This is a genomic window from Providencia sp. UF-224, from assembly GCF_058245955.1.
In genome coordinates this window covers 160,686-176,103 of the sequence record NZ_JBSICC010000003.1, presented here as the reverse complement: position 1 = coordinate 176,103, position 15,418 = coordinate 160,686, and the positions used below count along the sequence as shown (strand labels likewise).

Here is a 15,418-nt window from a genome sequence, read left to right as displayed (position 1 = left end):
CTGGGTTATCGTTTTCCGCGAGAGTACCTGCGGCGTCGAACTCATAATGAAATAAGTGATAAAAAGTGTCTGGAAATATAGTGGCAATTACAGTGGATTTCTGTTAACTAAGCATCTGAACACTCTGTAGGGAAAATATTTATTCTTGGTTTGTTGATTTTTGCTGCTGATGTTTATGATATTAATGATTTAATAGGGAGAAAGAGACTAATATCATAAAAATATTGCTGGAGAATAAATGATGTTTAGCCTAACAAAAATAACGAAAGCAGATTGGGATTTTTTTAGGAAGTTATATAGCGACGCTGGAATAATGAGGTTTATTTCTGACCCGCTAAGTGATGAGCAAATTAAAGATGCCTTTGAAGGCCGTCTACCAGAGTGGGACTTGGAGTCTTCTCATTGGTTATGTTTAGTGATCAGAAGAGAAGTTGACGGGATTCCAATGGGGCTAATTGGCTTAAAGATGGTTCGAGAAAGTGGTAAGCCAGTGGCTGAGGTTGGTTATATGATAGCGAGTGAGTTTTCAGGTATGTCTTTAGCAACGGACTCATTAGCAGCCTTATTGGCATTACCTGAATTATCTGCCATTTCACGGTATCAAGCTGTGGTTACTGGCGGAAACAATGCATCAGCTCGAGTTCTGGGAAAAAATGGATTTACCCTTACAGAAATCATTAAAGATAATTACGCTATTGGCGGATTTTTGTTCGATGACTGTATTTATACATTGGAACAATAAATAACAATATAAAATCATCTATCAGATAACTCTGAGTGCCAAGTTAGTTTAATTAGCAATCAATTACAAAGGTTACCTAGTGTGGCCTTTCTTTGTAAATAGTCACAGTAAATCATCCACATATAGTTTAATTACTGCAATGATCTTGCGGATGGCTACTTATTAATTCAATAAACCGGAACACTCCGCAGGGTGGGGATATGCGTATGCATGAAAAAAACTCAAGCCCTTTTTCCTATGCTCTCGGAGTAATTACTACAGCGGCAGGAGCATTATTCCTAGGTCAATGTGCGCCGATCTCCAAAACACTAACCGAACCAGTACCACTACTGCCAGCACATTAACTTATTGCCAAGCGGTACTATGGATAACTCTTTGTTATCAGCTTTTTAGATAAAGCTAATGAGCAATTAAAAGGCATTCGAGAGATTGAAGCGACTAGAAGCAATAACTAAAAGCAGGAAAGCATCATGTTTAATGATTCATATGTGTCAGCTTTCCTTATCCTCGGTATTGTATGTGCGGTGCGCGGATGGGGAGTCATTGAAGGTCTGATTTATCTCTGCTGCAAGTGGATGTTTTAGACAAGAAAGCAATATGGGAAATAGAACAACAACGAGCCTCCAATTAGGGTGCTTTTTAATATCAATAGGAGTACTAAATGTCTAACCCAATTATGAAATATTTTGAATACCAACATTTACTCGCTCACTTACAAGAAGTTAGTAAGCCGATTGGCGATCTATCTAAGCAGATGGGTGCACAGTTACCTGATGATACTGAAAAGTCAGTAGGGCTTCGCAAGTTACTTGAAGCTAAAGACTGTCTTTTTCATACAAAATTAGGTTAAATTTCCATTTAACTACTTCTTAATACGAATAAATAGCGTATAGCGGCTCATTGGATTTCGACTGTCCTCCTCAAATGTTTCATGCAGTATTACGATGCCGCCTCGTTTAAGGCTTAGCTTTGGATCTCCCACTGATAAAGATTGTCGATATTTTTTGTCTATATATTGATGACATCCCTTATCCGCGCGGCCAGAGGGCCTTGTATTAATTATTTTCCCACTAACTAGAATAGATATTTCCTTGTGGCTACAAATATTTTCATCCATATCAAGACAAGACGTTTGTGCGGAAGTATTTTCTAGAATATTAATATCCAGATTGCATGAGTTGACATATGAAGCCCATGACAATTGGGGTATTGATATTAAAAACAATAGTAGAATTCGTTGCATCATAGATCTCTATGGTTAGCATGTGTTTATAATTATTTATAATTACCAGTTAGTCCTCTGTTGTTATAATTAGAGGCGATTTAAGATGTTTGAGTGGAGAGAAAAAATAGACCCACGTGTCTAATGAGGGTCTGAATTATGGGCTACAGTATGTCTTATTATTATGCCTAATGAGTAGGTGTACTACATGAGTTAGTCAACAGTACATTACTGATTAAATAATAGCCAACTTATATTTGTAAAGGTTTATAGTTATCAGCTGATCACTGGTGGTTTTTTCATTTAAGGTAATTGATAAAAAGTGTCTGGAAATATAGGATCAAATACAGAATTGTATTAACACTAGAATAAATTAACTCTTTTCATGGGTTTGAACAAGAAGGAGGGTAATCATCTTATAGTATTGGAGTGGGGATCATTTTTGCTGGTACTGAAATCTATTATGAAGGTTTGATTGCTTATTTAGGCTCGGAAGAACATGGCGCTCTGCAACTGGAGGACTAAAGATAAAAAAATAGCCCATCATGGATGAGCAAATAATGCAGTAATTTCACTATATCCTTGTCACGGGATAGTAAACAATGAGTTAGCATAAATCTTATTGTTATTCCCAATGACACTGGGTGTACTGCATGAGGCCAATGACAATACGTGTTTATTCAAATAATAGCTATCTTATATTTGTAAATATTCATAGCCATAAGCTAATCGTTGGTAGCTTTTATTTATGAATAAAGTCATGTGAAACAAAGAAAAAACAAGAGGAATTGACTCGATAAAGATTAAAAAAAGCCTACTTTGTGAGTAGGCTAAAGGATAAATAATTCTTAATAACATACTTAAGTTAACAATGACGAATGATACATATGAAAATGATGAGATATTGTAATAAAGAGTAATAAAGAGTAATAAAGAGTAATAAAGAACGAGTACTCTTGCATTTACTGGGTCATTTTTAATGAAAAAAAGCTTACACAGGAGTAGGCTAAGAGATGTTACTTCATACAATTGAATATCATTTTAAACATAATAGGTGTTTTAAAGTATGCAAATTATTTCTAAGTATTTTAAATTGATAGTCGATTAAGTGTACAATGAGCCTCCATTTGGTGGCTTTTTAGTAGCCAGATATTGAATAGCCCTCTCAGCAGCCTTTAAGTTGATATGACCAATCATTAATAATTTGAAATATCTAGGTTTACATCTACCCTTTAAGTACTCATAATTAGTGTAAATAACATTGGTTTTTTTAGCTATATTATAGATTAGTTACGGTGAATAAAAAATTAGTAAGAGTAAAGCAGTTAACTTACGAAATTTAATCTATTGATTAAAGTTATATAATTAGCTAAATCAATTAGATAGTTATTTCAATTAAATTACTCTGCGATGGATAATGACATTCAGAGGTTATTAACCAAGTAAAAGTATAGATAATGTGTTATAGTGGTTCAAATCATTATACCCCATTGCCATAAAAAGCAAACCTTGCATTCGCAAGCTTTTATCTAATAAATAGATGTGGTATCCAAAGGAATTGTTTCCTAAGGAATTACCTATGAATTTATCTGCATTATATCATCGGATTTTATCATTTACAGAAAATGTACTAATTATAACGGTATTACTTCTGGCTACATTTGCACTTGTATATTGGATGTAAAATTATTCCACAGTTAGCTAAAACTAAATGAGTAATGAGTTTTAACAACGCTGAGATTCGAGGACTAATTTATGCTGGAAAAATATTGGTATAGTACCTTTGAAAAATAAAGGAGAGATAAATGAATTATTATATTCAGACTATAATTGAACCACAGGGTGGTTATAAAATACATAAGGTTGGATGCAAGAATATGCCTATGGCTTCAAATAGATTTTACCTTGGTAACTTTTTTAATGCTATGCAAGCTATTGAAGCTGCTAAAAAATCACGCTATAAGATTGTTAAAATATGCTCTGATTGTATAAAAAATAGTATGAAACACTAAATTATAAGCAATAAAATTAAAAGCTATAGATTTTTTACATTTATTCCACTAAGACAGGTGTTAACTCAGAGATAAAGTCGTCATTTTAAAAGTAATTACTTTTTTAATACTTGTGTTGAAAAGAAATTCGTTAAATAATAATCTATCTTAAAGTGGAGTGAAAAATAAAACTTGCTATTATCGGGGAGGGGTGGTCTAATGCCCTTACTGTTTTGGAAGTACAAACCTATTTATGTTAGTCAGTTTCAAGTTGTTCACCATTTAGCGTTATCCCTGATATCACTTCATCGCGAATTCCTTCTAATTAATTCCCATAAGTAAAAATTAAAAACAAACTCTATTATGCCTTATGGCAAATATTAAATAATTAAAGGAATTTCTATGTCTAATATATTAACTGGTTCAGTAAAATGGTTTAACGATGATAAAGGCTTCGGTTTTATTACTCCAGCAGATGGTAGTAAAGATGTATTTGTCCATTTTTCTGCTATTCAGAGCGATGACTTTAAATCGTTAATTGAAGGCCAACAAGTCTCATTTACCATCGAGAATGGAATGAAAGGCCCTGCAGCTGGAAACGTGGTGGCACTATAAAAATCTATTTGTATTTTAAATGTCCTTGCTGTAGTGGATCCCAGTATAGAACTTCACAGTTTGATGTTTCGGCTAATAATCCACATGGTGCAAAATGTATCTTTTGTAAAAGCGTCATGAAAGCTCAAGTTAGCTGATAAATAATTTGATTCACATTGAAACCTCTTTTTAATGAGGTTTTATCGCATTAATCGTATTTATTTAAGCTGACGTGGTATGCTTGTTTGATAATTATACCCCATTGCTATGAGTAGCAAATCTTGCCTCCGCAAGCTTTTATCTAAAAAATAGATGTGGTATCCAAGGGAATCACTTTCCTAAGGAAACACGAATGAAAAAGCAAACATTTTATAGTCGAGTTCTAAGTATCTATAAAAAAATCCTCATTGTGGCTGTACTAATTATCGTCGTTCTTGGTGTAATTTATTTGTTCGATAGTTCATCATGGAGCCAGCTCGGTGGTGGATACATTTTTCCTAAAAACTAACACTAATCAAGTGTATAGCTTTTCTAAAGTGTTATGTTATTGTGAATAAAGATCCTATTAACCAGAGTATGCTCTATGTCATGTTTTAAAGCGAGTAGCATTCTTAATTCAGTTCTTATAGTAATTAATTGAAAAAATTACAATTCTCTAAACATTAGCAATTTAAAGTATCTCATTACCATAACTCTTGCATTTACAAAATATTATCTGAAAGGTAATTGAGATTTCTAGGGTATTATTTATGAAATGGTCAAATCTTTATCAACGTATTTTGAATTTTTCACAAAACATGCTTGTTGTTTTTGTAATGATTGTCATATTCATTCTAATTATCGCATATATTATAAATTTAGCTAAATAAATTTATTCCACCATTAACTCAATTGGAAGAGTATTTAGTCCTGACAAAACTAAAAGTCGAGGTTCGAGGCCTCGATGGTGGTCCATTTAAATATTTAATGATGCTATATTCTTAATGAGAAAGGTTAAACTCCTGGGGAGTTACCATGTCAGGACTAAGTCAATCAAAATTAATATGTAGAGTGTTGCAGTGGATTAGCAGTGCTGCGCTGATTTTACTTGCTATTATATTAATTTCTTTTTTAATAAAAGAAACTATTGTTTTATCGAAACTACTATTTTCCGCTAGTGATTCCATTTCTATTTATTTGCTGGTCGATGAGCTTATTATATATTTTCTATATTTTGAATTTGTTGCTTTGATTATCAAGTACTTTCAGTCAAATTATCATTTCCCATTACAATATTTTATTTATATTGCAATTACAGCTGTAATTCGGCTTATTATAGTTGAACATAAGGACCCACAGCTGTTTATTATTTACTCTGTTTCAATACTAATACTTATTATTGCCCTGTACATTGCTAATGCTGATAGACTGAAACCCAAAGAATAAAGTTTGTAATAAGATGGCTATTTTTATCTTGAAAAATATTTAAATAGTTATATTTTATTTAGAACTATTTTAGTTAATAGCGTAAAAATTAAATTTCTTTTATAAATATAATGCAGTAGCAAGAATAATTTATTCGGTGTGGAAATATATAATTTGTTATAAGTTATGTTCTATAAGAAATTTTTATTATTCTTTAGGTTGTATTTGTTATCAAAGGCTAACTTCATAGTGGTAACGCATTTAAAACAAACGAAATTAGGTAATAATTGTCTAAACTTAATACAATAAAGAGGGGGGAATTATGGCTGATAGTAGAACAAGTGAAATAATGATTGAAATCGGATATGCAACCGTCAAGTTATTATTTGGAAATATGATGGTATTTAAGTCGACACTAGTGAACGAGTTAACCGAAAGGATGGTAGCATCAGGAGATGATGAATATAAAAAACTATTGAATGAGTCCATTGAGTTTTTGCATAGAAATGTTGATTAGATTGAAAGCTATACAAATCTTATCAGGGTATTATTTCAATAAGGTGTTAGTGTTGAGTGAATACACAGAGGTGATTATGGACACAGATAAAGATGTAATTTATATACGGATATGCCAAGTAGTTGGTAGGGCAGTTATGTTGCTAAATGAATCAAAACATAATATCACAGGAGAGCGTATATCTGCGATTTTAAAAGAGCAGAGAGAAAGTGAGCAAGACAAATACATGATTGTCATATATGGTATAGCAATTGATTTAATGGAATCTAGGCGACGCTGTACTTAGCTTTTAACCATTTAACAATGAGTTAAGCACGATGAATAAGAATATTTGAGTACATTGGTAATATCTAAAATACTAGTTATAGCTGCTGAATTAGTAGTGTTCGGTTATAAAATCTACAAGGTACTATGAGATAAGAAGTGCAAGCAAGGGAATGCTGAAAAATAAATATTCTAGGGAATGTGATTATAATAATTAAAAATTTTTCATAAAACTTTCTTACAATAAGTTCCCCGACTAGCTATATTTTGCATATAGCACTGAAGTACAAGACAATCATACTCCTCAGTTTTAGATAGCCAACGAATAGTCTATATAAAGGACATATTTATAAAAACCATAACATTTTGAATTTAAAGGTTTTTATGCTGGCGGGAGTTGAACCCGAGTCCGTAATTTTTTAATTGATTGATTATTAAAAAATATTTTCACTGGGCTTCAATCATGTGCACTAGGCGTGCATATGGAGGTCAGCTTGTTGTTCTATTGCTGGCTTTATATTTTTACTTTGGTTAGTAATGTTATCTTCGTTTTTATTTATCTAGGGTTATTTAATAGAAGCAATTTTTCTAAGCAAGTCATATAGTTATGGAGTAGGTAAGTTATTTAACCTAGGCTGCCGCTGTGCCTTTTTTATTATTTTCATTGAGTTGCCATCATATCGTTCAAATAACTCATTTCTCCATTCAATCAAATTTAATTGATCAGAAGGGGTTACTTCTATCCCACTAAGATATCTTGTCCCATTATATATTACCCCAAAATTTTTTGCTGGACCTTCGCGATATATACCTATAAGTTGTGGGGCTCCTCCGCTATATTTATCTTGACCAGATGTAAGTGAGTCACAAAATGAACTGAAAACATTTCTACTTGTTCTTCCTGATTGGAAAGGATCTTTGTGAGGAGTACCAACCCAAATATCATGCCACTGTTTAAAGGATGTCGCGCCACTGCCTGAACGTACAATTACCCCTGATGTATTAGGAAGAGTCAGCTTTTCAGAAAAAATTTTATTATCTATAATTTTGATAATTGCAGAATGAAAAACTGATTGCATTCTATTGTTAATTCGTGTTGCATATATTATTTCGCAATTTCCGCTATGAGCAGAAGGCATTGCCATAAGGCTGGTTTTAATTTTAGATTCCACCTTTTGAATTTTTATATCTATGGTATCTTCTTCAATAAACAATAATCCATCATCAATTAAATCAATCAACTGAGTAATTATTTGTATAGGAAAGATTACTGCGCCACAATAACCAAATATTTCAGGGTAGTTTCTTGAAGCAAACACTTTACGGCCTACATCCCATTTACCAGTTGACCCCCAAGAAATTCTACTATCACTAGCTATATAAATAGATGCTGGCCCATGACTGTCGATGCCTACCCAAGATATAAGTGTTGTCATATTTACTTCTCAGTATTTAAGTTATAGACTGCTTACATTAATGATGTAAGCCTCATCATAACAGAGCAATCCCGGGCCCCTCCACCAAAATACTATGGGGGGGACAGTTAGAGCACATTTCCCCAGGTTTAACTGGGGAAATCCCGGTTTAAGTTTTTGATTAGCTTATCCATCCTGCAATATCCAATCCAAGAGTATTTCTTATACAATTTTTTTGTGAGAACAATTCTACACTCAACGTTAATATATGATTAGGATTAAGCAAGTAAAATATCTACATATATTGAATCAATTATATTTACTAGGGTTTAGATACTTCATTTTTAGATTATATTTTTTCAAATTTTTTAGGAGTAAGTCACTTGATACAGTTCTCGCAAGATGGAAGAGCATCATTTGTAAAACTATTAACAGAGCTAGCACAAACATATAAATTATGGACCTACGATCGTAATACATATTATCAAGAAATTAATCGGGATAAACTAATATTTACAACTATAAATCCACCAAGTGATCTACGTGAGGAAATGTCGAAAAAACATAAAAATAAAGAGCATTGTATTTATCAGTTATATCATTCGAGTAAATCATTATTATTAGTTAAAGAGGTGTCTGTAGCTGTACGTAAATGCTGCAACTTAAATTGCTTACCAGAAGAGTTACATTCTGTGATAGAAGCAATTGTTTATGAGTACATTAATGCTAATTTGGAAGATTTCGTTGATAGTATTGAACAAGTTAGTACAGATTATAAGTTTCAATTAGATTCTTTTATGAAAATAATGAGCACAAGAGTATTCGCGTTTAAAAAGGGATTCATGTCTTCTGTATTTCAATTTCCAGTTACGATTTTTAATTTAGAGGAAGAACTAAAGTTAAGTGATAGTATTCGATTAATACCTGTTGAATCAATGGATCTTCCAGAAAATGAATTAGCTATTTTTAATAAAGGTAGAGTGTTTAATTGTAATTTTTATCTTGAAATATATGTTAAGGCGAGATGTAGCAAAGAGCTTGCGTTTCAACAGTCTGAAAAAGCAAGAGATGCAACTTATAATATTTTAAAACTTTTAGCTACATACCTATCACCTAACGCAATACCTTTATTAACTTCTAATGATAGAATTGCGCATCCATTTAGTTTTTACAGATATGGTGGGAATAGAGAAAGCATAAGTAATGCAACAACCTACCGTTTTCCATTTTTTCAGTTTGATTCCAAGCAGTTTTGGATGGAGTTTCATAGAAGTCAAAATGAAGTTGATAGCATAATGCATACAGCATTAGAGGTTATAGAATTATTATTACTTCCCAACTTTGGTAATGAAAGAGTTGTAGAACGCTTGGAACGTTCTTTGCTATGGTATGGAGACGCTGTTACCGAATCTGTTTATTATCTACAGGTTCAAAAATTAGTTAGTTCGATGGAAGCATTAGTTAATTTCAATGATGGTGATGTTACAGATGCTTTCAAACGAAGAATTACTAATTTAAACATTAGTTATGCAGGCCCCAATGTAGAGATAGAAGAAAAAGCGAGACGCCTTTATGATGTTCGCTCAAAAATTGTCCATGGAACATCGATTGATGAAAAATTAAACTTTAACATTGTTAGCTTTTGTTCTAAAAATTTATTAAGGGCAATTTATTTTTTTTCTTATTTCGGTTTTGAAAAGAAAAATTTTAACAAGACGTTGGCCAGATTTTTAGATGAATTACCAATGAAAATTAAGATTACTGACGATTGAGGGTCGTTAGAAATAATAAAACATATTAATACTATGTCGATACTTTGATATAAACTCTTTTATTCAAAAAATCTGTTTAGTATCCTTTGTTATATTCCCATCATACTCCTTAAGATACCCCCCATAATGCCTAAACAGCATCTCAGGCCCCTTATGCCCCATTTGTCCTGCTAGCCAAAATAGGTTAGCGCCTTGGCTAATATGCCTCGTGGCAAAGGTATGCCTCGTTTGATATGGATTGCGATATTTGATACCCCCTTTTTTCAGCGTCGGTATCCATGCTTTTTTCCTGATCGCATCAGCGCCTGCCCAAGCTTTATTTGTTTTTGGGTCTTCAAAAATCACACTATCTTTCATAAAGGTGAATTGTTTTTGATCATTCAGAGCATTCATGGCTTCATTATTTAATTCAACTTTTCTGGTACCAGCTTTAGTTTTTGTTTTCTTAATAACACCAACGACGCTGGCGGATTGCACGTGTGCAGTATTTTCTATGAAATCAATATCACTCCATCTTAATGCACATAATTCAGAGCTTCTTAACCCAGTATTAATGGCAAACTGAAATAAGTTTCTCCATTGCTCATATCTTGCCGCAGCGAGTAGGGCAGAGACTTCTTTAGGTGACAATGGATCAACAATATAGCTGCTTTCATTGTCACTGTTATTTGATTGGTATCTTGAAGCAGATACAAGGCTTACTGGGTTAATTGATACAATCCCATCTGTAATGGCTTCATCTAGGGAGCTACGCAAAAATGAGAGCTGATTACGTATAGTTTTTAATACTGTTGTTTGTTTTTGTATCCAGTTTTTTAGGATCGCCGGTGTGAGTGATGAAACATGTAATTGGTGCAAATCAGACAAGGCACTTTTACATTTTTTATAACCGCCAATCGTAGAGGGCGATAAATTTCGAGTTTCGCAAATAACTAAATACTCATCTAAATAATCAATCACTCTTTTCTCACGATTATTAACGCCAAAAAGCATTAGTTTTTTAGAATTAGGAAAATATTTTGGATAGCTAAACGTGCCTTTTTCAATGTTATTTTGAATTTCAGCGAGTAGCCTTTCAGCATATTTAATATTTTTATTATCGACGGTTAGTCTAGAGAGAGGCTCTCTACAGAGCGCCCCTCTATAAGTAAACGTGATAACAATAGTTTGGCTGGTTTTGTTGTTACGAACCGTCACCCCTCGTGGTAGTGCGTAGCCTGTTTGTTTTTTCGCGCCCACTTATTCACCTCAGCAATATCAATCCAACGTTCTTTTGAACCTTCAACTTTTAAAACATGTACACCGACTATCCAATATTGCCGTTGTATGCGCTTATTAATGGACTCTGGTGTTTCTCCGTACATATTGCAGTACGCGGAAATAGGCAAACATTCATATAACATAACTTCCTCCTATATCCGCTTGCTTAATGTCGCGGGGAAATAAATCATAGCCTTCTGTGATATTTTGTCTCATCTTGGTCTTGCCTCATCATTAATAAAATAAGTTGATCAGCAATGTTGCAGGCATGCTTGATATCAGCTTCAGTACATGGTCTGTTTTTTACACTGGCAGCTAATTTGCCTAACTTAATATCAAACTCAGTTAATAACTGCTCCTCGGGTACCCAAGGGGTTAATTGTGGTTGTTTCATGGTGGTTATCCATTGGTTTTGAATAAACCACCACAGTAAGAAAAAATGCAGAATAAAACTGATTATGCTTAATCAATTATTGGTCCGAATAATCGCTTCGATAGGATAGCATTCAGACAAAACACCCCGCTGAGTTAGGGCTTCTTTATCCATTAAACAATTCTGCTCATCGGGATAGGTATAGCCGTTAGATTTATATAAACAATCAGCACCACTGCAAATTAGTAGGAATAAACCATAAATCATTGTTTACTCCTTTGTAGCTCTGCCTGAGTAGGCTGTATTTCTATTCTAATATGTGCAGGAAAGTCATAAGAAACCTTGCAACGTCTATCTGTTGAAACAAACCCGTGCGAGCCATCGGGTAGGGTGATTTTTACTTCCTGGTCTTTTTGATGTTCGTGTCTTAGCATTGGTCTTGCCTCGTTTGTGATATGTCACATTAATGGATAACAGCCGGTGCCGTTGGGTAACCCAGTTGAAGTAACAATGCTTTTTTTACCAGTGATAGCGTTTGTTCTTCTTGGCGAGTGACTTGTTGAGTCGATGCAGTGGTCCACTCAACGCTGCATTTATTGTTAGTTTCATCGTGAGTAATGATGACTTCTAATTTCATGGCCATAAAAATATCTCCTGATAATGCGCCCATGGCTGGGCGCTATATTGATCAACGAACCATTAATGAACGGTCACCCACTTCTAAGTGAGCACCAGGTATCTCAATACCGTTTTCAATCGCTTCTTTAATGCGTTTCTTATCAGGGGCGGTAATGGTTTGAACATCTACCAATTCATCGGGTAAGGCTGCTTCGTTATCGATGATGACACGCACAACACCAGCGCGAGCGGTAAATGTGTTTTTAGTGGTTTTTAACTTGTCTTTACCTGATGTTAATAAGCAATCTAATGCATATTTTTTTAGGTTCTTAACCTGATTTTCGAATGATTTTTTACGGTCAGCCAAACGTTTTGATTCTTCATCCAGTGTTTTGGCTTGCCCCTCTAAATTACGGGCATGAAGCATAATTGCATCGAGTTTATCGCCTAGTTCACACTCGATACCCTCTAAGGTATCGGCAACATCTTCTGCGGTGAATTCACCTGTTTCGACGAGTTGTTGTAATTTGCTGTAGTCAGCAGCCATTGCAATAGCAGTTGTCTTGGTCATTAGATTGCCTCTTCTTTTTGTTTCAGTTGGTCTAAACACTCTTTTTCAATTTCATTTAGCCGGCGCAAACGGCCGTTTAAATATTTTTCATATTCACTGTCGCCACGTTGTTTGGCCAACTTGGCATGCGTTGAAATTTCGCGGGTGAGAGTAGATGTGATGCCCCGTAATTCGTTTGGCGTCACCGCACTGCGCATCGTTTCAGTGTGTCGCGTGAACTTCTCGTCTAACTCTTTGCGAATGCGGGTCGCATCTTCAGCGTTATCGCTGGCGGCTTTGATTTCATACTCGAGCTTATTACTCGCCACATATTCAGGGTTATCATGCATTCCCATAAATACGTCAGAACTAAAGCCCAGCATGGAAAGTGCTTTTTTGATGGAATCGGTGAGTGATTTTTTGATCACTTCACTGTCCGTCCTTATTCCTTGCTTGGTCTGATAGCGATAAGGTGTGGCACCGTAACTCTCAAACTCACCACGAGTTTCGCCTTCGATGATGTACCAAAAGCGGATCTTGATTGAGTGATTTTGTTCAAAGAGTAATGTTCCATCCCCATCACGCAGGAACCTCATTGCGACTTGTTTATGGTGGGCATCGAGTACGGGCTCGACAAGGGGTTTCCCATCAATCATTTTTTCTTCAATGATTTCATAACCCCAGCCTTCACCTATTGGGCCAAATATTTCAGTCGCACGCATAAACATATAGGTGCTGTTGATACTGGTACCAACAAAGCCCATGCCATCAAGTGGTTTGGTAAAGCGTGAATCAGTACGTTGTACTTGCTTCCAAATATTAAGGTGGTTTGTATTACCGCTATTAAGCACCTCATCAAGTACCGCTGCACGTTGTTCAAAATCATCTTGTTCAGTGGCAATTGGCGCAGTAATAACAGGTGCTTCAATCACAGCTGGTTCAGGCTCTTTTTCTACTCTAGCCGGTGTGTCTTTTTTCTTGCTGGTGCGTTTTGGTTTCTCTGCTTTAGCTGGTTGCTCAGGTGCTTCATCATTAGCCGGCTTAGTATCTAAATTATCAACAGCGAAACGGCCACTACCGAGTGAGGTTACTTTAGGGTTATTGGCACCAAGTTTTGAATCAATAAACGCTTTACGGGCATTCGCATCATCAAATAGTTCGGGCTTTTCGCGTGCTTCTGCCACTAGTGCAAAGATGTTCTCGCGAGGGATATCTAGAACGCTAGGGAATGTGCGTAAATCCATAGATAAACGTTTCCATGCTTTATCTTCAGCGCTGATGAGTTCTTTTGCTTTGCGAATATCTGCGCTTTTTGCATCGCTTGGTTTAACGTCCATGAGAGCGAGGGCAATTTCGAGGTCAAGAGCGGCATAATCACGTTTAAGAACAGGCTCATCTTCAACGGGAGGTAGTTCAGGTTCCTCGGTTAACCAACTTTCACCAAGCGCCTTAGCTTCTTCGATAGTGACATTATCGTCAGCATACTCATAAACCGCCTGCGCGATTTCCATCGTGGCTTCGGCATCCATTAATGAAACTTTGGTGATTTCAGCAAGGCCTGTGGCGATATGTCGAATCTTTGGCGCTTCTTTACTTTCATTGAGATATTTCAATGTTGAAGTGTATTCTTTATCAGTAATTTGAGTTTTACCAAACATCAGTAAAGCAGCTACGCGGGGTTTAGTGGCCAGCTTTTTAAATTCTTTATATTTAATGGGTTGCCATTTTTCGCCGTCAAATTCATTTTCAACAGCAAATTTTTCATCGAACTGATCGAGTGCAGGGCGGGGGGAACCTACAGCATCCTCACAAATAATCGGCTCATCGATATTAAAGTTATCCAGAGAATCAGGATAAACTTCCGATAGCTTAATCATTGCCGTAGCTGCCGCAATCTTAGCGTTAGCCGCATTGAAAGCGATGGTTAAAGGTACAGCGCCATTGGTTCGAGCCTCGGTCGTAGGCTCAAATACACAGATAAAAGTTGTCATTGGTCTTGCCTCTTAATAAGGGATTTGTTCGTCAGTTTTAGAAATGGGTTTGCCTTCTAAGCACAGCAGCATCTGGATTTGGTCTTCCAGTAGGCTTGATTTCACCTGAGCATCAGCAAGAATTTTGCTTTGCTCAGCTTTGAGTGAGTCAATCTCTAATTGAACTAGCTCAGTATTTGACGGAGCAGTAAAGGGAATGTCGATAGTATGCTCAGCAATGACAAAGCCTAAACCAGATTCAATATCATATTTGAATGGATAAGGGCGGTATTTGTATGAGCCGTCAAATTGTTGCTGAGCATGAATGTATAAGGTGACACTTAGGGTTTTAGGTTGTGCTTTCATAGCAGCTCCTTTAAAATAACTGTGATCAGTGATTTATCATTGGTCTTGCCTCTTCTAGCGTTTGGTCGCGCTAGTAGAACTCTCGGTTAGCTTTGGTCGGCGACCCGAGGTAAAGGAACCCACTTCGGTGGGTTTTTTTACGTTTCCAAATCAATACTCGTCTTTCCGAGCTGTCTGGTCTTGCCTCAAGCGTTGGTCTAACTGTTTCCCTGGTGCGGGCTAATTTTTAAGTCTGAACACTTATCTAAACACTTGCTGTGTTTGTATTAATGAAATGAATATTAGCAGCGCTATTTTTAATTATCAATAGCATTGCTAATTATTTTAAGCAAAAAAAAGCCGCTAATATTAGCGGCGGTA

General features: G+C 35.5%; 16 protein-coding genes and 1 pseudogene. 9 read left to right on the top strand and 8 right to left on the bottom strand.

The window, feature by feature from the left end:
* Window positions 1-238: 238 nt before the first annotated feature.
* From AC4IFO_RS04935 to AC4IFO_RS04900, 8 genes and pseudogenes are all read left to right on the top strand, one after another.
* Complete coding sequence (locus AC4IFO_RS04935; RefSeq protein WP_490732293.1) at window positions 239-742, top strand: GNAT family N-acetyltransferase; 504 nt, start codon at window positions 239-241, stop codon at window positions 740-742.
* Window positions 743-1,403: 661 nt separating this feature from the next.
* A complete protein-coding gene (locus AC4IFO_RS04930; protein ID WP_180312529.1) occupies window positions 1,404-1,592 on the top strand; it encodes a hypothetical protein in 189 nt (62 codons plus the stop codon).
* 2,177 nt (window positions 1,593-3,769) lie between these two features.
* Window positions 3,770-3,976 (top strand): hypothetical protein, encoded by a 207-nt coding sequence (locus tag AC4IFO_RS04925; RefSeq protein WP_490732291.1) that lies wholly within the window; start codon window positions 3,770-3,772, stop codon window positions 3,974-3,976.
* 381 nt (window positions 3,977-4,357) lie between these two features.
* On the top strand, window positions 4,358-4,570 hold the full coding sequence (cspE, locus tag AC4IFO_RS04920) for a transcription antiterminator/RNA stability regulator CspE (protein WP_123381878.1): 213 nt from the start codon (window positions 4,358-4,360) through the stop codon (window positions 4,568-4,570).
* A pseudogene (gene ymcF, locus AC4IFO_RS04915) lies at window positions 4,567-4,689 on the top strand (cold shock small protein YmcF); the annotation flags it as partial. The gene cspE and the pseudogene ymcF, both read left to right, overlap by 4 nt.
* 874 nt (window positions 4,690-5,563) lie before the next feature.
* On the top strand, window positions 5,564-5,974 hold the full coding sequence (gene psiE / locus AC4IFO_RS04910) for a phosphate-starvation-inducible protein PsiE (RefSeq protein WP_490732288.1): 411 nt from the start codon (window positions 5,564-5,566) through the stop codon (window positions 5,972-5,974).
* A 301-nt stretch (window positions 5,975-6,275) separates the two neighbouring features.
* On the top strand, window positions 6,276-6,470 hold the full coding sequence (locus AC4IFO_RS04905) for a hypothetical protein (RefSeq protein ID WP_490732286.1): 195 nt from the start codon (window positions 6,276-6,278) through the stop codon (window positions 6,468-6,470).
* Between the two features lie 76 nt (window positions 6,471-6,546).
* Window positions 6,547-6,756: a hypothetical protein gene (locus AC4IFO_RS04900; RefSeq protein ID WP_490732284.1), complete on the top strand. Its 210-nt coding sequence runs from the start codon at window positions 6,547-6,549 to the stop codon at window positions 6,754-6,756.
* A gap of 583 nt (window positions 6,757-7,339) precedes the next feature.
* Here the strand turns inward: AC4IFO_RS04900 and AC4IFO_RS04895 are convergent.
* The gene (locus AC4IFO_RS04895; protein ID WP_490732282.1) at window positions 7,340-8,170 is read right to left on the bottom strand and encodes a hypothetical protein; all 831 of its coding nucleotides are present in this window, start codon (window positions 8,168-8,170) and stop codon (window positions 7,340-7,342) included.
* A 362-nt stretch (window positions 8,171-8,532) separates the two neighbouring features.
* On the opposite strand from AC4IFO_RS04895, the gene AC4IFO_RS04890 reads away from it, so the two are divergent.
* On the top strand, window positions 8,533-9,921 hold the full coding sequence (locus AC4IFO_RS04890) for a hypothetical protein (protein WP_490732280.1): 1,389 nt from the start codon (window positions 8,533-8,535) through the stop codon (window positions 9,919-9,921).
* 63 nt (window positions 9,922-9,984) lie between these two features.
* Here the strand turns inward: AC4IFO_RS04890 and AC4IFO_RS04885 are convergent, their stop codons facing one another.
* The 7 genes from AC4IFO_RS04885 to AC4IFO_RS04855 form a co-directional block, all read right to left on the bottom strand.
* Window positions 9,985-11,160 (bottom strand): Arm DNA-binding domain-containing protein, encoded by a 1,176-nt coding sequence (locus AC4IFO_RS04885; RefSeq protein WP_490732278.1) that lies wholly within the window; start codon window positions 11,158-11,160, stop codon window positions 9,985-9,987.
* Entirely contained in the window at window positions 11,115-11,324 is a 210-nt protein-coding gene (locus AC4IFO_RS04880; protein WP_096863381.1) for an excisionase, read from the bottom strand. Before AC4IFO_RS04880 ends, AC4IFO_RS04885 begins: the two co-directional genes overlap by 46 nt.
* A 44-nt stretch (window positions 11,325-11,368) precedes the next feature.
* On the bottom strand, window positions 11,369-11,575 hold the full coding sequence (locus AC4IFO_RS04875) for a hypothetical protein (protein WP_131680615.1): 207 nt from the start codon (window positions 11,573-11,575) through the stop codon (window positions 11,369-11,371).
* 442 nt (window positions 11,576-12,017) lie between these two features.
* Window positions 12,018-12,197: a hypothetical protein gene (locus AC4IFO_RS04870; protein WP_096863384.1), complete on the bottom strand. Its 180-nt coding sequence runs from the start codon at window positions 12,195-12,197 to the stop codon at window positions 12,018-12,020.
* 45 nt (window positions 12,198-12,242) lie between these two features.
* Window positions 12,243-12,743: a siphovirus Gp157 family protein gene (locus AC4IFO_RS04865; RefSeq protein WP_042844832.1), complete on the bottom strand. Its 501-nt coding sequence runs from the start codon at window positions 12,741-12,743 to the stop codon at window positions 12,243-12,245.
* Window positions 12,743-14,713: a phage-associated endonuclease gene (locus tag AC4IFO_RS04860; protein ID WP_490732274.1), complete on the bottom strand. Its 1,971-nt coding sequence runs from the start codon at window positions 14,711-14,713 to the stop codon at window positions 12,743-12,745. The genes AC4IFO_RS04865 and AC4IFO_RS04860 overlap by 1 nt, the downstream gene beginning before the upstream one ends.
* A 12-nt stretch (window positions 14,714-14,725) precedes the next feature.
* Window positions 14,726-15,058 carry a hypothetical protein gene (locus tag AC4IFO_RS04855; RefSeq protein WP_490732272.1) on the bottom strand — a complete coding sequence of 111 codons (333 nt, stop codon included), beginning with the start codon at window positions 15,056-15,058 and terminating at the stop codon, window positions 14,726-14,728.
* Between the last annotated feature and the right edge of the window lie 360 nt (window positions 15,059-15,418).